This window comes from Pseudactinotalea sp. Z1732 (assembly GCF_049724975.1).
GTDB lineage: Bacteria > Actinomycetota > Actinomycetes > Actinomycetales > Beutenbergiaceae > CALKWS01.
Genome location: NZ_JBMPQC010000012.1, coordinates 21510 through 39363, shown reverse-complemented (window position 1 = coordinate 39363; position 17854 = coordinate 21510). Strand labels below are relative to the sequence as shown.

The window sequence follows — 17854 nt, the reverse complement described above, 5'->3', positions numbered from 1 at the left end:
CCTATTGTGTCTGCGGGGTGGCTCGTGCCACTGCCCCGGGCCGCTCACCCGACTTTCATCGCTACCGTGCCGGCCGCGATCGGGGCGGGAAGTTCGGTGTGCCCACGCAGGTAGGAGTCCACCGACGCCGCCGCCGATCTGCCCTCCGCGATCGCCCACACGATCAGGGACTGCCCGCGGCCACAGTCGCCGGCCACGTAGACGCCGGGCACGCTGGTGCCGAAGTCCTCACCGCGGACGATCCGGCCCCGCTCATCGACCTCCACCCCGAGTTGGCTCAGCAAGCCGTCGGCGGGCACACCGGTGAAGCCCATCGCCAGCAGGACCAGTTGTGCCGGGATCTCCCGCTCGGTCCCCTCGATCGGCTCCAGGCGTCCGGAACTGAGGTCCACCTCCACCACCCGCAGCGCCCGCACCCGGCCGTCGTCGTCGGCCAGGAACTCCGCGGTGGAAGTGGCGTAGACGCGTTCTCCACCCTCCTCGTGGGCGCTGGAGACGCGGTACAGCATCGGGTGGGTCGGCCAGGGCTGGTTCTCCGGACGTTCGACCGGTGGCTGGGGCATGATCTCCAGTTGCAGCACCGAGCGCGCTCCCTGACGGTGCGCGGTACCCACGCAGTCGGCGCCGGTGTCACCGCCGCCGATCACCACCACATCGGCGTCGGTCGCCAGGATCTGATCGGGGACGTCCTCACCCACAGCGGCCCGGTTGGCCTGGGGCAGGAACTCCATCGCCTGATGGATCCCGGCCACGTCGCGCCCGGGTACGGGAAGGTCGCGGGCCAACTCGGTGCCCATGGCCAGCACGACCGCGTCATACCGCTCACGCAGGTCGGCGCCGCTGAGGTGGCCCGGACCGCCAATGTCCACCCGGGGACGGAACCGGGTTCCCTCGGCCTCCATCTGCGCCAGCCTGGCATCCAGGTGACGCTTCTCCATCTTGAACTCCGGGATCCCGTAGCGCAGCAGCCCGCCGACCCGGTCCGACCGTTCGAAGACCGCCACGGTGTGCCCGGCCCGGGTCAGTTGCTGGGCGGCGGCGAGCCCGGCAGGGCCGGAGCCGATCACCGCCACGGTGGAGCCGGTGAGTCGGTCCGGGATCTGCGGGGTGACCAGGCCCTTGTCGAAGGCGACGTCGATGATGGTCTGCTCGATGTTCTTGATCGTCACCGGCGGCTGGTTGATCCCGAGCACGCAACTGGTCTCGCAGGGCGCGGGGCACAGTCTCCCGGTGAAGTCGGGGAAGTTGTTCGTGGCGTGCAGCCGCTCGATCGCCTCGTCCCACCGGCCGGTGCGGGCCAGGTCGTTCCACTCCGGGATCAGGTTGCCCAGCGGGCAGCCGTTGTGACAGAAGGGGATGCCGCAATCCATGCAGCGGCTCGCCTGCCGGGTGAGCATCGCCGAGTCCTCCGCGCGACGCTCTTGCACCTCCTTCCAGTCCCGGATCCGCACCGGTACCGGTCGGCTGGCGGGCAGTTCGCGTTCGCGCACCCGCAGGAAGCCTCGGGGATCAGCCATGGGTCGCCTCCAGCACTCGGTTCCAGATATCGGGTTCACTCAGGTCCGCGCCGGCGGCCTCGACCTCGGCGAGCACGTCGGTGACGCGGGTGAAGGCCAGCGGCACCACCTTGGTGAAGCGACGGGCCAGGTCTTCGGGATCGGCCAGGAGGTGTTTGGCCACCGGGGAGTCGGTCTGCTCGGCGTACTCGGTGAGCAGCGCGGTCAGTTCCGCCACGTCCGCAGCGCTGACACCGGACAGGTTCAGGTCCCCCGACGCCAGGGCCTGGGCGTTGATCAGCTCCGCCTCGAGGTCCAGCACGAAGGCCGTCCCCCCGGACATGCCGGCGGCGAAGTTGCGCCCCGTTCCGCCCAGTACCACCACCGTGCCGCCGGTCATGTACTCACATCCGTGGTCACCGACGCCCTCGACCACGAGGGTGGCGCCGGAGTTGCGCACCCCGAACCGCTCCCCGGCGGTGCCGCGCAGGAACACCTGGCCGGAGGTGGCCCCGTAGGCGATCACGTTCCCGGCGATGACGTTCGCGGCGGCGTTGAAGGTGGCCTCGGCCGGTGGCCGTACCACCACCCGTCCACCGGACAGACCCTTGCCGACGTAGTCGTTGGCGTCCCCGAACAGGCGCAGGGTGATCCCCGGCGGCAGGAACGCTCCCAGGGACTGCCCGGCCGATCCGTACAGGGTGACGTCGATGGTGTCCCGGGGCAGACCCTCGCCCCCGTAACGGCGGGTCACCTCGTGACCGAGCATGGTGCCCACGGTGCGGTTGATGTTGCGTACACCGACCTCGATCTGCACCGGTTCGCCCCGTTCCAGGGCGGCGTCGGCGCGGGCGATGAGGTCGACGTCCAACGCCCGATCCAGCGCGTGGTCCTGGCTGATCCGTTGCCGTGGATGGGACCCCGGCGGCAGTGACGGCTTGGCCAGGATCGGGGTGAGGTCCAGTCCGGCGGCCTTCCAGTGGTCCACCGCGGCGGAGGTGTCGAGCAGGTCGACCTCTCCGATCGCCTCATCCAGCGACCGCAGCCCGAGTGAGGCCAGGATCTCCCGAACCTCCTGTGCCACGTACTCGAAGAAGGTGACCACGTCCTCGGGTCGGCCGGTGAAGCGCGCGCGCAGGTCCGGGTTCTGGGTGGCCACCCCCACCGGGCAGGTGTCCTGGTGGCACACGCGCATCATCACGCAGCCCGAGACCACCAGCGGGGCGGTGGCGAACCCGTACTCCTCCGCGCCCAACAGGGCCGCGATGACCACGTCCCGGCCCGTCTTGAGCTGGCCGTCGGTCTGGACCACGATCCGGTCCCGCAGGTTGTTCAGCACCAGGGTCTGCTGGGTCTGGGCCAGGCCGATCTCCCACGGCGCCCCGGCGTGCTTGAGCGAGGTCAGCGGGCTCGCACCGGTACCGCCGTCATGGCCGGAGATCAGCACCACGTCCGCGTGCGCCTTGGACACGCCGGCCGCGACCGTGCCCACGCCGATCTCGGAGACGAGTTTGACGTGCACCCGGGCCGCGGGGTTGGCGTTCTTGAGGTCATGGATGAGTTGGGCGATGTCCTCGATCGAATAGATGTCGTGGTGGGGTGGCGGTGAGATCAGCCCGACCCCGGGGGTGGCGTGCCGGGTCTTGGCCACCCAGGGATAGACCTTCGCCCCGGGTAACTGCCCGCCCTCACCGGGTTTGGCGCCCTGGGCCATCTTGATCTGCAGGTCCTGGGCGTGCACCAGGTACTCCGAGGTCACCCCGAACCGCCCGGAGGCGATCTGCTTGATCGCGCTGCGTCGTCGTGGGTCGAGGAGTCGCTCGGTGTCCTCCCCGCCCTCTCCGGTGTTGGACTTGGCTCCGAGCCGGTTCATCGCGATCGCCAGCGTCTCGTGGGCCTCGGCGGAGATGGATCCGTAGGACATCGCCCCGGTGGAGAACCGTTTCACGATCTCGCTGACCGGTTCGACATCGTCGATCCCGATCGGCGCGCGCCCGGAGTCGGCGAAGGTGAACAGCCCTCGCAGCGTCATCAACCTGCTGGCCTGGGAGTCCACCCGGTGCGTGTAGTCCTTGTACAACTCATAGTTGCGGGTCCTGGTCGAGTGCTGCAGACGGAAGACCGTCTCGGGGTCGAACAGGTGGGGTTCGCCCTCGCGGCGCCACTGGTACTCCCCTCCGATCTGCAGCCGCCGGTGCGCCGGGGCGATACCACTTCGGGGATAGGCGGTGGCGTGCCGGGCCGCCACCTCGGCGGCCAGCACCTCCAGGCCCACCCCACCCAGGGGCGTCGAGGTCGCCGTGAAGTAGCGGTCGACGAGGTCCTGGGCCAGCCCGAGTGCCTGGAACACCTGGGCACCACGGTAGGAGGCCATGGTGGAGATGCCCATCTTGCTCATCACCTTCAGGACTCCCTTGCCCAGTCCCTTGATGAGATTGTGCACGGCCCGTTCCGCGGAGATGTCGCTGAGCACACCGGAGTGGACCAGTTCCTCCACCGACTCCATCGCCAGATACGGGTTCACCGCGGCGGCGCCGTATCCGACCAACAGGGCCACATGGTGTACCTCGCGCACGTCACCGGCCTCGACCAGCAGGCTGATCCGGGTGCGGGTGTGCTTGCGCAGGGTGTGGTGGTGCACGGCCGCGCACAGCAGCAGGGACGGGATCGGAGCCAGGAGGGCGTCCGAGTCACGGTCGGAGAGCACCACGAAACTGCTGCCCTGCTCGATCGCGGCGTCGACTTCGGCGAAGATCTCCTCCAAGCGGGCCTGCAGCGCGCTCGCGCCGCCCTCCACCCGGTACAGCCCGGAGATCGTCACCGCGGCGAAGCCTCGCCCCGGGCCCGGGGTGCGGTGGACGTTCTTGATCTTGGCGAGTTGATCGTTGTCGATGACAGGGAAGGGGAGCACGAGTTTGCGGGCATGCTCGGGGGTGGCCTCCAGCAGATTGGGCTCGGGACCGATGGCCCCGCCGACGGCGGTGACGAGTTCCTCGCGGATGGCGTCCAGCGGCGGGTTCGTCACCTGGGCGAAGAGCTGGGAGAAGTAGTCGAACAGCAGGCGGGGGCGCTCGGAGAGGACCGCGATCGGCGTATCGGTACCCATCGACCCCAGTGCCTCCGCACCGGTGGCCGCCAGCGGCCGCAACAGGATGCGCAGTTCCTCCTCCGTGTATCCGAAGGTTTGCTGCCGGCGCAGCACCGAGGACCGGGAGTGCGCCACGTGCTCCCGCTCGGGCAGGTCCTCCAGGTTGATCTGGTTGTCTGCCAGCCACGTCTGGTAGGGATGGGCCCGGGCCAGTTCGGACTTGATCTCCTCATCCTCGATCACCCGGCCGGCGCCGGTGTCCACCAGGAACATCCGGCCCGGGGCGAGTCGTCCCTTGCGCACCACCTCGGCGGCGGGCAGGTCGAGCACGCCGGACTCGCTGGCCAGGACCACCAGTCCGTCGGCGGTGATCCAGTACCTGCCCGGGCGCAGCCCGTTGCGGTCCAGCACCGCGCCGATGTAGCGCCCGTCGGTGAAGCACATCGCCGCAGGTCCGTCCCAGGGCTCCATGAGGGCGCCGTGATAGGCGTAGAACGCGCGTCGCTGCGCGTTCATCGAGGTGTGGTTCTCCCACGCCTCGGGAATCATCATCAGCACCGCGTGCGGAAGGGACCGACCCCCAAGGTGTAGCAGTTCCAGCACCTCATCGAAACTGGCCGAGTCGCTCTGCTCCTCACGGCACACCGGCATCAGCGGCGCCAGGTCACCGAGCGCAGGGGAGGCCAGGGTGCCCTCCCGGGCAGCCATCCAGTTCCGGTTCCCGCGCACGGTGTTGATCTCCCCGTTGTGCGCCACCGCACGGAACGGTTGCGCCAGTGGCCAGGAGGGGAAGGTGTTGGTGGAGAACCGGGAGTGCACCAGCGCGATCTCGGAGGCGAATCGCGGATCGGATAGGTCGGCGAAGAACGGTTCCAACTGGGTGGTAGTGACCATGCCCTTGTACACCAGCGTGCGGGATGACAGGGAGGCGAAGTACACCCCGGCCTCGTGCTCGGCCCGCTTGCGCAGCCGGTAGGTCCGCCGGTCCAGATCCAGCCCGTGCAGGGCGCCGGCCGCATCGGCGACCACGAGATGGCGGAAGGTGGGCATGCAGGCCCGGGCGGTGGGTCCGACCAGGCCGTCCTGCACCGGCACATCCCGCCAAGCGAGTACGTCCAGGCTCTCCTCGGCGGCGATCCGCTCCACCTGCTCCGCAGCACTGTCGGCGCCGGCTGCGTCCAGCGGCAGGAACGCCATCCCGATGGCGTAGTACCCGGCGGCCGGAAGTTCCGCCTCGATCACCGCTCGCACGAACGCGTCGGGGACCTGGGTCAGAATGCCCGCGCCGTCGCCGGAGTCCGCCTCGGCGCCGACCGCGCCCCGGTGGTCCAGGTTCGCCAGTGCGCGAAGTCCGGCGTCGACGATGTCGCGACCGGGCGTGCCCCGCAGCGTGGCCACGAACGCAACTCCACAGGCGTCACGTTCGGCGGCGGGATCGTACAGTCCGTGCGCCGGAGGGATGGCGCTGTACGTTGCGTAGGGTCCTGCGTGCTGCGGGCTACCGCTCATCCGATCATCCTTGCCGCCACCAGGTCAGATCATCTGGTGGACTTTACCGACTCTTGAAGGTTGGGCAAGATAAGCCCATAACGGATTTACAGTACCTATGCTGTCAAGCCGTGAAGGGTCACTAGGCCCTACCCACGTCCTCCGGATCGATCGTGGAGGCATCGGGGTCGATGTGCGCCCCCGTGCCCCGACCGGGGCTCGTCCCCGCCGCGGTGTCGTCGTCTGTCGACCCGCCGTCACCGGGTGCCTCGTCGCCGGGTGACGACTCGCCGTCACCCGGTCCCTGGTCGCCGGGTGACGGCTCGCCGTCACCGGGTGCCTCGTCGTGGTGAGTCGGCTTGCGGTCGCCGGATGCCTCGTCGTCGTGGCCCTCGCCCACCTCTTCGTCCGCGGGCTCGCGCCCCGGCAGCCACACACTCGTGTCGTGGTGGGAGCCCCGCCTGCGCAGTACCACGAACGCGATCAGCGCCGCCACCGCCAGGCCGAGGGCAGCCCAGGCGTTCAGCCGGATACCGGCGAACTCCAGGGCCGGGTCCATCCGCAGCCCCTCGATCCAGAACCGCCCCGAGGCGTACATCAGCACATACAGGGCGAACACCTGGCCACCGCCGAGCCGCAGACGCCGGTCCAACAGCACCAGCAGCGCCGCCATGAACAGGTTCCAGATGAGTTCGTACAGGAACGTCGGGTGAACCAGCGTGCCCGCCTCGAGGCCGTGCGCGGCCAGGATGTGCCCGTCGATCTGCAGGCCCCACGGCAGGTCGGTGGGACCACCGAAGAGTTCCTGGTTGAAGTAGTTGCCCAGCCGGCCCACCGCCTGGGCGACCAGCAGCGCCGGCGCGATGGCATCGGCCATCGGAGCCAGGCGCAGGCCCTTGCGACGCAGTACCAGCCAGCCGGCCAGGGTGCCCAGGGCGATGGCACCGATGATCGCCAGACCCCCGCGCCAGATGTACAGCGCCTCCAGCGGGTCCGCACCGGGCCCGAAGTAGGAGGGGTAATGGGTGAGCACGTGGTAGATCCGGGCACCGATGATGCCCGCCGGGACGGCGACGATCAGCATGTCCGCGAACGCCCCGTCCGGGCCGCCCCTGGCCCGGTATCGCCGGATGGTGATGATGCTCGCGAGCAGGATCCCGGTCAAGATCGCCAGCGCGTAGGCGCGCAACGGCAACGGCCCGAGGTACCAGACCCCCTGAGCGGGACTCGGGATACCCGCGGTGGCGAGCAACTGGCCCATCAGTGCTCCCGACTCACGGGCGACCGGTCAGCCGCGCGCACGCCCTCGGCGAGCTCAGCGGTCAGCGCACTCAGGTCAGCAAGGCCCGCGTCCCGGTCACCATCGGTGCGGACCAGGGTGCGGACCAGTGCCGAACCCACGATCACCCCGTCGGCGTAGGCCGCCACCTGGGCTGCCTGCACGCCGTTGGAGACCCCAAGGCCCACACACACCCGGCTCGCACCGGCGGCGCGGGTCGCAGCGACGAGATCCGCCGCGCGCGCCCCGACTTCGGCCCGGGCGCCCGTCACCCCCATGGTGGAGGCGGCGTAGACGAAGCCGCGGCACGCCGCCGCCGTCATCGCCAGACGCTCGGTGGTGGAACTGGGCGCCACCAGGAACACCCGGTCCAGGTCATGCTCCTGCGCCGCACTGATCCACTCCTGGGCCTCATCGGGAATGAGGTCCGGGGTGATCAGGCCCGCTCCCCCGGCGGCCGCAAGGTCCCGCGCGAACTCGCGCAGCCCGTACCGCAGCACCGGATTGTAGTACGTCATCACGAGCGTGGGGGCGCCGGTGGCGGCGACCTCGCGGACGGCGTGCAGGACGTCGGTGGTGCGGGTGCCGGAGTCCAGGGCCGCTTGCACGGTCTGCTGGATGACCGGCCCGTCCATGCCCGGATCGGAGTAGGGCAGTCCGAGTTCGATGATGTCCGCCCCGGCCGCCACCGCGGCCTTGGCCGCGGCGATCGAACCCTCCAGGTCCGGGTAGCCCACCGGCAGATAGACCATCAGTGCGGCCCGGCCCTCGGCCCGGGCGGCATCGAGTACAGCAGCGGTGGCGCTCATTCGGCGTCCGGCTCCTCATCGATCAGGCCGAACCAGTCGGCCGCGGTGGCCACATCCTTGTCACCACGCCCGGACAGGCTCACCAACAGGGTGGCCTCGGAGCCGTCGCCGGCCGCCTCGGCCAGTTCAGGGCCCAGTTGCAACGCCCCGGCCAACGCGTGGGCGCTCTCGATCGCCGGGATGATGCCTTCGGCGCGGCACAACAGCGCGAAGGCGTCCATGGCCTCGGTGTCACTGATGGGGCGGTACTGCGCACGCCCGATATCGGCCAGCCAGGAATGCTCCGGGCCAACCCCCGGGTAGTCCAACCCGGCCGAGATCGAATGCGAGGGCAGGGTCTGACCGTCGGCGTCCTGCAGCAGATAGGAGTGTGCGCCATGGAAGACGCCCGGTGAGCCCTTGGTGATGGTGGCAGCGTGCCGGTCGGTGTCCACCCCGTCACCGGCCGCCTCGCAACCGATCAGGCGCACCTGAGCATCATCGAGGAAGGCGTGGAAGATGCCCATCGCATTCGATCCGCCACCTACGCAGGCCACGACCGCATCGGGGAGTACCCCGTAGCGCTCCAGCACCTGGGCCCGGGCCTCGGTGCCGATGATCTTCTGCAGGTCCCGCACCATGGTGGGGAACGGGTGCGGGCCCGCCACCGTTCCGAAGACGTAGTTGGTGGTCTCGACGTTGGTGACCCAGTCCCGGAAAGCCTCGTTGATCGCGTCCTTCAGGGTGCGGGTGCCGGTGCGCACCGGCACTACCTCCGCTCCGAGCAGGCGCATCCGGGCCACGTTCAACGCCTGGCGCCGGGTGTCCTCCTCGCCCATGTAGATCGTGCACTCCAGGCCGAACAGGGCAGCCGCCGTGGCCGTGGCCACGCCGTGCTGCCCGGCGCCGGTCTCGGCGATGATGCGCTTCTTGCCGACCATCTCGGTGAGCAGGGCCTGGCCGAGCACGTTATTGATCTTGTGGGAGCCGGTGTGGTTCAGGTCCTCACGCTTCAGCAGCACCCGGACTCCACCGGCATGCTCGGCGAACCGGGGCACCTCGGTGATCGGGCTCGGCCGGCCGGTGTAGTCGGCGTGCAGGGCGTTCAACCGGGCGGCGAAGTCCGGCTCCGTTCTGGCCTTCTCCCAGGCCGCGGAAAGGTCGTCCAGCGCGGCGATGAGAGCCTCGGCCACGAACCGGCCGCCGAAGTCACCGAAGTAGGGGCCCACGGCCAGGCGCAGTTGCTCGGCGCGATCCCGCAGGGTCATCGGGACCGGACCGCACGCAGGGCCGGGTGCGAACCGGCGGCCACCATGTCCGCCACCGCCGCCCGGGCATCTTCTCCGGTCACCAGCGCCTCCCCGACCAGCACCGCGTCGGCACCGGCGCGGGCGTACTCGAACACGTCGTGCGGCCCTCGCACACCCGAAGCCGCGACCTTGACGATGCCGGAGGGCACCAGGGGGGCGAGTTCGTTGAACCTGTTCCGGTCCACCTCCAGGGTGTGCAGGTTCCGGGCGTTGATGCCCAGCACCGAAGCCCCGGCGTCCACGGCGCGGTCCACCTCCTCGGCGGTGTGCGCCTCGACCAGCGCGGTCATCCCCAGCGAGTGGATCCGCTCGGTCAGGGCCGTGAGCACGTTCTGCTCCAGTGCCGCCACGATCAGCAGCACCACGTCGGCACCGTGGGCCCGGGCCTCCCACACCTGGTAGGGCGTGACGATGAAGTCCTTGCGCAGTACCGGTACGTCCACCACGGCCCGTACTGCGGACAGGTCGTCCAGGGAGCCACCGAACCGGCGGGACTCGGTGAGCACGCTGATCACGCACGCTCCCCCGGCCTCGTACTCAGCGGCCAGTTTCGCCGGATCGTCGATCGGCGCCAGGGAGCCCTTGGACGGGCTGGACCGCTTGACCTCGGCGATCACCGTGACGGCATCGGTCTTGGCGATGACCTCGCGGGCCTGCATCGCCGAGGGGCGCGCGTCCGCGCGCTGCTTGAGCTCATCGAGGCTCACGTCGGCCTCGCGTGCGGCGAGATCCTCACGGACCCCTGCCACGATCTCCTCCAGAACAGTCACGCTGCACTCTCCTCCCGGTCCCATCGTAGGGGCCCGAGGTCGTGTGGATGACCGTGGGCCCGACCCGACGCCTCCGGATGGGAACGCGTGAGCGTCGGACTACCTGTCGGCGTCCTGCGCCTCGGCCTCCCGGTTCTGACCCCCGTCGCCCTCGGCGGACTGGACCTGGGCGGCCGGGGACTTCCCGTCGTGAGCCTCCGGTGCCTCGGGAGGGGCGCCCTGCAGGTCGGACTTGCGCGATTCGGCGGCGATCGGACCGGGGCTGCGTAGGTGCGCCAACTCGTCATCGGGGTCCGGCCTCGCGGGCTGGCTCGGTTGACCCATCCCCAATCCGCGCAGCACCAGTGAGATCACCGCACCGACCACCAGCACGATCACGCCGGCCAGGATCACCGGGTTGGACGGCAGGATGATCCCGATCGCCACGATCACCGCACCCACGGCCGACACGCCCATCAACGCCCAACCCGCCGGTGTCCCACCGTGGTTGGCGTGCGGGGCGTGCGACGGCGGTTCGGACGGTGGCAACGGCGGGTACTGGGACGAGTTCGACATGGGTGCAGATCCTCCTGGAATGTGGCTGGACACAGCCTATCGCTCCCGACCGGAGGCATCGCGCCCAGCGCCCCGCTCGCCGGGCTCGTCGTGCCCGCTATGCCCGCTGTGCGCATCGTCGTCGGTCGCGCTGGGATCCAGGCCACTACTGAGCGCATCCCAGTCCGCCCGGGAAGTGGCCTGTCCGGTCGCAGCACCGCTTGCGCGCGTCCCGGCCGGCCCAGCACCCTCGGGACGCACCACAGCGCGCTCATATCTGGCCGCCGCCGGCGCCCAGGTACCGGCCCGGAACGGCAACACCAGGGCCACCAGGACGGTCGATGCCAGCAGCACCACCACCACCCAGGGCCACACGGTCAGTTCGGCCGCGCCGGTGATCTCCCGGACCCCGCCGACCTCCCCGGCCGCCGAGCGCGCCGCCGGGTCCGGGTCGGCGATCAGCACGAGCCCGGCGATCAGCGCCACCACCGCCGCCAGGGCCGCCGCTGCCGGTGCGAGGATCCGCACCACCGGGCCGGACAGACCCACGGCCAGTCCCGCGACCACCACGACCAGGGCCGCGCTGGGCACCACGGGCGCCGCTCCGGCACCGGAGACCCGCACCGGCTGGGGGCCCAGTGTCGTCACCGCCTCGGCACCGACCCAGGTGAGCAGGCTCAGGCCGAACGCGCCGGCGCCCAGCAGCACCAGCACCAGGACCATCCGGCCGCGGCTCATTCCCTCGCCCCGGCCACCACGGTCCGCACCCCCGCGGCCCGCTGCACCGCCCGGACAGCCGCCGCCGCCTTGTTCCGGGACTCGACGTACTCGCTCTCGGGGTCGGAGTCGGCCACGATCCCACCGCCGGCCTGCACGGTGGCCCGCCCGTTCTTGATCACGGCGGTGCGGATCGCGATCGCCATGTCCATGTCCCCGGCGAAGTCGAAATAGCCCACCGCACCCCCGTAGATCCCGCGGCGCGCCGGTTCGAGCTCGTCGATGAGCGCGATCGCCCGTGCCTTCGGCGCGCCGGAAAGGGTCCCCGCCGGGAAGGTGGCGGTGAAGGCCTCCAGCGCCGTGGCGTCGGGCCGCAGATGCCCGGTGACGGTGGAGGCCATGTGCATGATGTGGCTGTAGCGCAGCACCTGCATCAGTTCCACCACGGTGACCGTGCCGGGTTGGCACACCCGGCCCAGGTCGTTGCGGGCCAGGTCCACCAGCATGATGTGCTCGGACCGTTCCTTGGGGTCGGCGAGCAGTTCCTCGGCCAGTTCCTTGTCCTGCGCCGGGGTGGCTCCCCTGGGCCTGGACCCCGCGATCGGGAACCCGGTCACCTCGCGGCCCTCGACCTTCACCAGCGTCTCCGGGGAGGAGCCCACCACATAGAAGTCCTCCCCTTCGGTGTCGGCCAGGTGCAGGTAGTACATGTACGGGCTGGGGTTGATGGTGCGCAGCACCCGGTAGACGTCCAGCGGGTCGGCGGGGCTGTCCAGGTCGAGTCGCTGGGACAACACCACCTGGAAGACCTCCCCGTCCACGATTGCCTGCTTGGCGGTGCGCACCCCGGAGAGGAAGTCCTCCTTGGGGGTGCGGAACCGCAAATCGGGCTCGACGGCGGCGTCACCGGTGACCAGTGGCTGGGCGGGCGCGGGCGCGACCATGGCCTCCTGCATGGCGTCCAGGCGAGCCACGGCGTCGTCGTAGGCCTCCTCGACGCGGGCGTCGGTGTCATCGAAGTTGATCGCGTTGGCGATCAACCACACCGACCCCCCGGCGTGGTCGACGGCGGCGAGGTCGCTGACCAGGCCCAGGCACACCTCCGGTACGTCGAGCTCGTCCGGGGCGTGCCCGGGCAATGAGGGCTCCCATTGATGGATCACGTCCCACCCCATCGAGCCGACGAGGCCGCCGGTCAGCGGCGGTAGGCCCTCGATGGCGGGCGTGTGCAGTTTCTCCAGCGCCTCACGCAGCACCTCGAGCACCGGACCGGTGGTGGGGATGCCGGCCGGGACGTCACCGCGCCAACGGGCCCGGCCCTGGTGGCACGTCAGTACCGCCCGGGCCCGGACGCCCACGAAGGACCAGCGCGACCAGACCCCGTCGGCACCGGCCGACTCCAGGATGAACGTGCCCTCCCGTCCCGCGCTGAGCCGGCGGTACAGGCCCACCGGGGTCACGTCGTCGGCCAGCAGCCTGCGAACCACCGGGATCACCCTTCGGTGGTCGGCAGCCATCGTCAGGAAGTCCTCCCGGGTCGGCCAGGTGTGGCCCCAGGGCAGGTCGGTGGGCGAATTGGGTGTGCCCGGGGCGGGCGCGTTCATGCCCGCACCGCCGAGAGTGCACCGCCGGCGTCGAAGCAACTGTGGGTACCGGTGTGACAGGCCGGGCCGTGCTGGCGTACCTGCACCAGCAGCGCGTCGCCGTCACAGTCCAGTTCCACCCCGCGCACTTCCTGGACATTGCCCGAGGTGTCACCCTTGCGCCAGTACTCGCCGCGGGAGCGGGACCAGAACGTCACCCGCCCGGAGGTGAGGGTGCGATGCAGGGCCTCATCGTCCATCCAGCCGACCATCAGCACCCGTGCGGTGCTCTCCTCCTGGATGACGGCGGCCACCAGGCCCTGGTCGTCTCGTTTCAATCGCGCGGCGACCTCGGGCGCCAGCGTTGCGGGGGATTCTTCAGGCACGGTGTCATCCTCCCACGCCCGCGGCGGTCTTCCACGCCCGCGCTCAACTGCTCTGCACCACCCAGGAGGCGTACATGTCGGCGTACCGGCCGCCGGCCTGCACCAGTTCGTTGTGCGGCCCGAACTCCACGATCCGTCCGGCGTCGACCACCACCACCAGATCGGCTGCCTCGGCGGTGGACAGCCGGTGCGCGATGGCCACCGAGGTGCGTCCGGCGGTCAGGGAGGCCAGCGCCCGGCTGATCCGGGCCTCGGTGGCAGGGTCGACGGCGGAGGTCGCCTCATCCAGGATCAGCACGTCCGCATCGGCCAGGTAGGCGCGGGCGATCGCGACCAGCTGGCGCTCCCCGGCGGACAGGGACTCCCCCCGCTGGCCCACGTCGGTGTGCACCCCGTGGGGCAGGGTGGCCAGCCAGTCGTCCAGGCCCAGGTCCCTCATCGCGGCGGCGACCCGTTCGGCGCCGGCGCGGGTGCGTCCGTACGCGACGTTCTCGGCGATGGTGCCGTCGAAGAGGAACCCCTCCTGGGGCACGATCACCACCCGCTGGCGCAGATCGGCCAGCGCGATCCGGCGCAGGTCCACCCCGTCCAGGCTCACCGTGCCGGTGGCCGGATCCATGAACCTGGTGAGGAGTTTGGCCAGGGTGGTCTTGCCCGAACCGGTCTCCCCCACTATCGCCACCCGGGCCCCAGCCGGAATGTCCAAGTTGATGCCGGTCAGCACGGGGTCACCACCGGGATAGGCGAAACTCACGTCGGTGAAGTTCAGGGCCGCCGGGCCGCGCGGCCCGAGCGGAGCGGGTTCGGCAGGCTCATCGATATCCAGCGGGGTGTGCACGATCGCGATCACGCGCCGCCACCCGGCCACGGCGTTCTGTAGTTCGTTGAGCACCTCGGTGGCGCTCTGCACCGGGCCCACGAAGATCTGCACCAGGAACAGGAACGCGAGCAGGACGCCGATGCTGATGCCCCCGTCCAGTCCCAGGTACACCCCGGCCACCACGACCCCGCCGAGCGCGACCGAGGACAGCAGCACCCCGGAGGAGAAGGCGATCGAGGCGTAGGTCTGGGCGCGTACCGCGGCGTCGCGGTGGCTGGTGATGGCCTGCTCGATGCGGCCCCTGGTCCGCTCACCCGCCCCGTAGGCGCGGATGGTGGAGGCACCCACGACCGCCTCGGAGACCGCAGCCAGCATGGCACCGACGCGTACCCGAACCTCGCCGTAGGCCTTGGAGAGGGCCTTCTGCGCCCGCGGCGCCAACAGCATCATCGGCACGAACGCGGCCCAGACCAGCAGGGTGAGTTGCCAGGAGTAGACCAGCATCACCACGGTGGCCCCGAGGATCTGCAGCGAGGACAGGATGAGCATCAACCCGCCCCACTGCACGAACAGCGAGATCGTGTCCACATCCGAGGTGACCCGGGAGACCAGCGACCCGCGGCGCTCGGTGTTCTGGGTCAGGGAGGACAGATCGTGGATGTGCCGGAAGGCGCGAACGCGTAGTTGGGCCAGGCCACCCTCGGCTGCGCGGAACAGCCGGTAGTTCACCCAGGACGTGCACGCTCCGGTCAGCAGCAGTCCAACCGCGGCGATCGCGCACAGGCGCATCACCAGGCCCACGTCCACCCCGCCCGGGGCCAGGATGCCGGCATCGGTGGTGCGTTGCACCGCCAGCGGCACGATCAGGCGACCCGCAGTGGCCACCAGGGCCAGGGCCAGGGTGAACCCGATTCCGACGCGCATGGCCGGGGAGAGTCGGATCCCTTCGGCGACGGTGCCGAAGACACCGAGTTCGGAGGCCTCGGAGATGCGTGCGGAGGCTCTCTGCTCGTTCATGGTCACTCCCCCTCCCCCTCGCGCTCCTGGCGTTGCACCTGGTAGGCGGTGACGATCTGGCGGTAGCCGGCATCGCGGGTGAGCAGTTCGGCGTGGGTGCCCCGATCCACCACCTGCCCGCGCTCGAGGTGCAGCACGGAGTCGGCCATCGCGATGCTCGCGGTGCGGTAGGCCACCAGCACCACGCTGACACCGCCCACGTGCTCACCCAGGCCGCGCAGGATCTGCTGCTCCACCATGGGGTCCACCGCCGAGGTGGCATCGTCCATGATCAGCAGCCGGGGGCGGCGGATCAGGGCGCGGGCGATCGCGAGGCGCTGGCGCTGCCCCCCGGAGAGGCTGGAGCCGCGCTCGCCGATCACCGTGTCCAGGCCCTCGGGCAGGTCCTTGATGAACCCGTCGGCGCGTGCCACTTCCAGTGCGGACCACACGTGCTCGTCGGTCCATGCCGACGACTGTTCGAGGGTGACGTTGTTACGGACCGTGTCCTCGAACACGAATGCCTGCTGGGACACCAGGGCCACCGCCCCGGTGCGATGGGCGGTGGACACCTCGCGGGCGTCGAGGCCGTCGTAGCGCACCACCCCGGAGGTGGGGTCGCTGAGCCGGGCGAGCAGGTCCACCAGCGTGGACTTGCCCGAACCCGTGGAACCGACCACCGCGAGGATCTGGCCGGGCTCGACGGTGAAGGAGGCGTCCTTGAGCAGGTCCTGGGTACCGGCCGAGCCGTCCGCGTCGCGGCGCGGCACCGTCAGTGTCACGCACTCGGCGGACAGGTGCATCCCACCACCGGCGGTGAGCACACCGGTGCCCTCGCTCAGGTACCCGCGGGCGTCCACCACCCGGGAGATCCGGGCGTGCCCGACCAGGGACCGCGGCAGGTCACCGAGCACGAACCCGATGGCCCGTACCGGGAAGGTCAGGATGGTCAGCAGGTACGCGGTGGTGACCACCCCGCCGGTGTTCATCAGGCCTGCCTCGATCCGGACCGCACCCACGGCCAGCACCCCCAGCGTGGCCAGGGCGGGCAGGTACTCGATCGCGGGATCGAACACCGAACGGATCCGACCGACGCGCACGTTCGCCGCCCGCAGGTCGTCTGCTGCCGCGGCGAACCGCTCCTCCTCCAGCGCCTCGGTACCTAGCGCCTTGACGACGGCGGCGGCCTCGAAGCTCTCGTGCGCGGAGTCGGCGACCACCGCTCGCTGATGCTGCACCTCGGTGACGGCTGGGTTGACGAAGCGCCGGTAGACGGCGTTGAGCACCAGCACCATCGGGAGCACCGCCACCCCGATCAGCCCCGTGACCGGATCAGCGATCAGCATCGCGGCCGAGGCGATGGCGATCATCACCAGCACGCCCAGCGCGAACGGCAGGGCCTGGAACACCCCGCCGGCGGCCTCGGCGTCGGCGTTGGCGTTGGAGAGCAACTGTCCAGCCGGGTGCCGCCGGTGCCAACTCATCGGCAGGCGCAGGTACTGCCGGGTGACCAGGCGGCGGTGACCGGCCTGCACATCCATGGTGCCCCGCCCGGCGAAGACGCGGCGGAGCGCCACACTCAGGGCGGTGACCAGGCCGATGCCGAGGAGCACCAGACCCGCGATCCAGATGCGGGCTGTCGGGACGGCGGACCCGGACAGTGCCGGTACCACCACGGAGTCGGTGATCTGACCAAGTGCCCATCCCGAGCCCACCAGTGCGGCCCCGTAGACGGCGCTGGCGGTGATAGCGACGGCGAACGTGCGTTTCTGCGACGCGATTCCCCGGCCGATCAGCAGCAGCGAGCGGCGCAGCGCGCCACCGGGAAGTGCGTACGCCCGAGAGCTTGCTGCCTCAGGCGGTCCTGCCATGACGGGGTCTGCTCCTCGATGGTGATGTGCGCACCATCGTCCCACACGCCCTCTACCGCCATGTACAACGACACTGTGACGTGGGTCCTGTTGTGCGATCGTGAGGGATGGACTGGTATCGCTGGGAGCAGCGCGAGTTGGCGAACACACTGCGGGCGGTTGGCCCCGACGCCCCCACCCTGTGCGAGGGGTGGCGAAGCCGCCACCTGGCCGCCCACCTGTACCTGCGGTTGCACCGCCCGGGACAGTTCCTCGCCGGACTCCTGCCCGGACTGACCGATGCGGGCACCCGCACCATGGAGTTGGGTGAGGCCCATGCCGATCCGGAGGCTTACGAGGGATTGCTGGATCGGTTCCTGGCCGAGCCTGCCGCCTGGAACCCGATGGCACTGGCCGGGGATGCGATCCACCTGCTGGAGTACGTGGTGCATCACGAGGATGTCCGCCGCGCCGACGGGCCGGTTCAGCCGCGCGATCTGGCGCCGGAACAGTTGTCTACCCTATGGGTGCAGGTCCGCCGGGCAGGCAGGACCACCCAGACCCGGGACCGCACCGGGATGGTGCTGGTGGTGCCCGGTGGACCCAGGGCGGTGGTGCGCCGCGCACGGCACAGCATCGCCGTCACCGGCGATCCGGTGGAACTCGCGCTGTACCTGACCGGTCGCGCCGAGCAAGCCGACGTCGACGTCGTCGCGGTCGCAGCGCAGCAGCCGACGCTGTGAGCAGTG

The 17854-nt window shown here is 70.3% G+C and carries 13 protein-coding genes; 1 reads left to right on the top strand and 12 read right to left on the bottom strand.

Annotation, left to right across the window (positions count from 1 at the left end):
- Positions 1–44: 44 nt before the first annotated feature.
- From ACPL7H_RS16625 to ACPL7H_RS16570, 12 genes are all read right to left on the bottom strand, one after another.
- On the bottom strand, positions 45–1517 hold the full coding sequence (locus tag ACPL7H_RS16625; RefSeq protein WP_424797903.1) for a glutamate synthase subunit beta: 1473 nt from the start codon (positions 1515–1517) through the stop codon (positions 45–47).
- Positions 1510–6093, bottom strand: coding sequence for a glutamate synthase large subunit (gltB, locus tag ACPL7H_RS16620; protein ID WP_424797902.1), 4584 nt, complete (start codon positions 6091–6093; stop codon positions 1510–1512). The genes ACPL7H_RS16625 and gltB overlap by 8 nt, the downstream gene beginning before the upstream one ends.
- A 121-nt stretch (positions 6094–6214) precedes the next feature.
- A complete protein-coding gene (lgt, locus tag ACPL7H_RS16615) occupies positions 6215–7333 on the bottom strand; it encodes a prolipoprotein diacylglyceryl transferase (RefSeq protein WP_424797901.1) in 1119 nt (372 codons plus the stop codon).
- Positions 7333–8160, bottom strand: coding sequence for a tryptophan synthase subunit alpha (gene trpA / locus ACPL7H_RS16610; RefSeq protein ID WP_424797900.1), 828 nt, complete (start codon positions 8158–8160; stop codon positions 7333–7335). Before trpA ends, lgt begins: the two co-directional genes overlap by 1 nt.
- Entirely contained in the window at positions 8157–9407 is a 1251-nt protein-coding gene (trpB, locus tag ACPL7H_RS16605; protein WP_424797899.1) for a tryptophan synthase subunit beta, read from the bottom strand. Before trpB ends, trpA begins: the two co-directional genes overlap by 4 nt.
- On the bottom strand, positions 9404–10219 hold the full coding sequence (gene trpC / locus ACPL7H_RS16600) for an indole-3-glycerol phosphate synthase TrpC (protein WP_424797898.1): 816 nt from the start codon (positions 10217–10219) through the stop codon (positions 9404–9406). Before trpC ends, trpB begins: the two co-directional genes overlap by 4 nt.
- A gap of 99 nt (positions 10220–10318) precedes the next feature.
- Positions 10319–10774, bottom strand: a complete 456-nt coding sequence (locus tag ACPL7H_RS16595) for an HGxxPAAW family protein (protein ID WP_424797897.1) — start codon at positions 10772–10774, stop codon at positions 10319–10321.
- Between the two features lie 36 nt (positions 10775–10810).
- Positions 10811–11491: a Trp biosynthesis-associated membrane protein gene (locus tag ACPL7H_RS16590; protein WP_424797896.1), complete on the bottom strand. Its 681-nt coding sequence runs from the start codon at positions 11489–11491 to the stop codon at positions 10811–10813.
- On the bottom strand, positions 11488–13074 hold the full coding sequence (locus tag ACPL7H_RS16585; RefSeq protein WP_424789141.1) for an anthranilate synthase component I: 1587 nt from the start codon (positions 13072–13074) through the stop codon (positions 11488–11490). Before ACPL7H_RS16585 ends, ACPL7H_RS16590 begins: the two co-directional genes overlap by 4 nt.
- Entirely contained in the window at positions 13071–13439 is a 369-nt protein-coding gene (gene hisI / locus ACPL7H_RS16580; RefSeq protein WP_424789142.1) for a phosphoribosyl-AMP cyclohydrolase, read from the bottom strand. The genes ACPL7H_RS16585 and hisI overlap by 4 nt, the downstream gene beginning before the upstream one ends.
- A 43-nt stretch (positions 13440–13482) precedes the next feature.
- Positions 13483–15276 (bottom strand): ABC transporter ATP-binding protein, encoded by a 1794-nt coding sequence (locus ACPL7H_RS16575; protein WP_424797895.1) that lies wholly within the window; start codon positions 15274–15276, stop codon positions 13483–13485.
- A 2-nt stretch (positions 15277–15278) separates the two neighbouring features.
- Positions 15279–17126 (bottom strand): ABC transporter ATP-binding protein, encoded by a 1848-nt coding sequence (locus ACPL7H_RS16570; protein WP_424797894.1) that lies wholly within the window; start codon positions 17124–17126, stop codon positions 15279–15281.
- Between the two features lie 107 nt (positions 17127–17233).
- Here ACPL7H_RS16570 and ACPL7H_RS16565 point away from each other — a divergent pair, with 107 nt between their 5' ends.
- Positions 17234–17848 (top strand): TIGR03085 family metal-binding protein, encoded by a 615-nt coding sequence (locus tag ACPL7H_RS16565; RefSeq protein ID WP_424797893.1) that lies wholly within the window; start codon positions 17234–17236, stop codon positions 17846–17848.
- Positions 17849–17854: the final 6 nt, after the last annotated feature.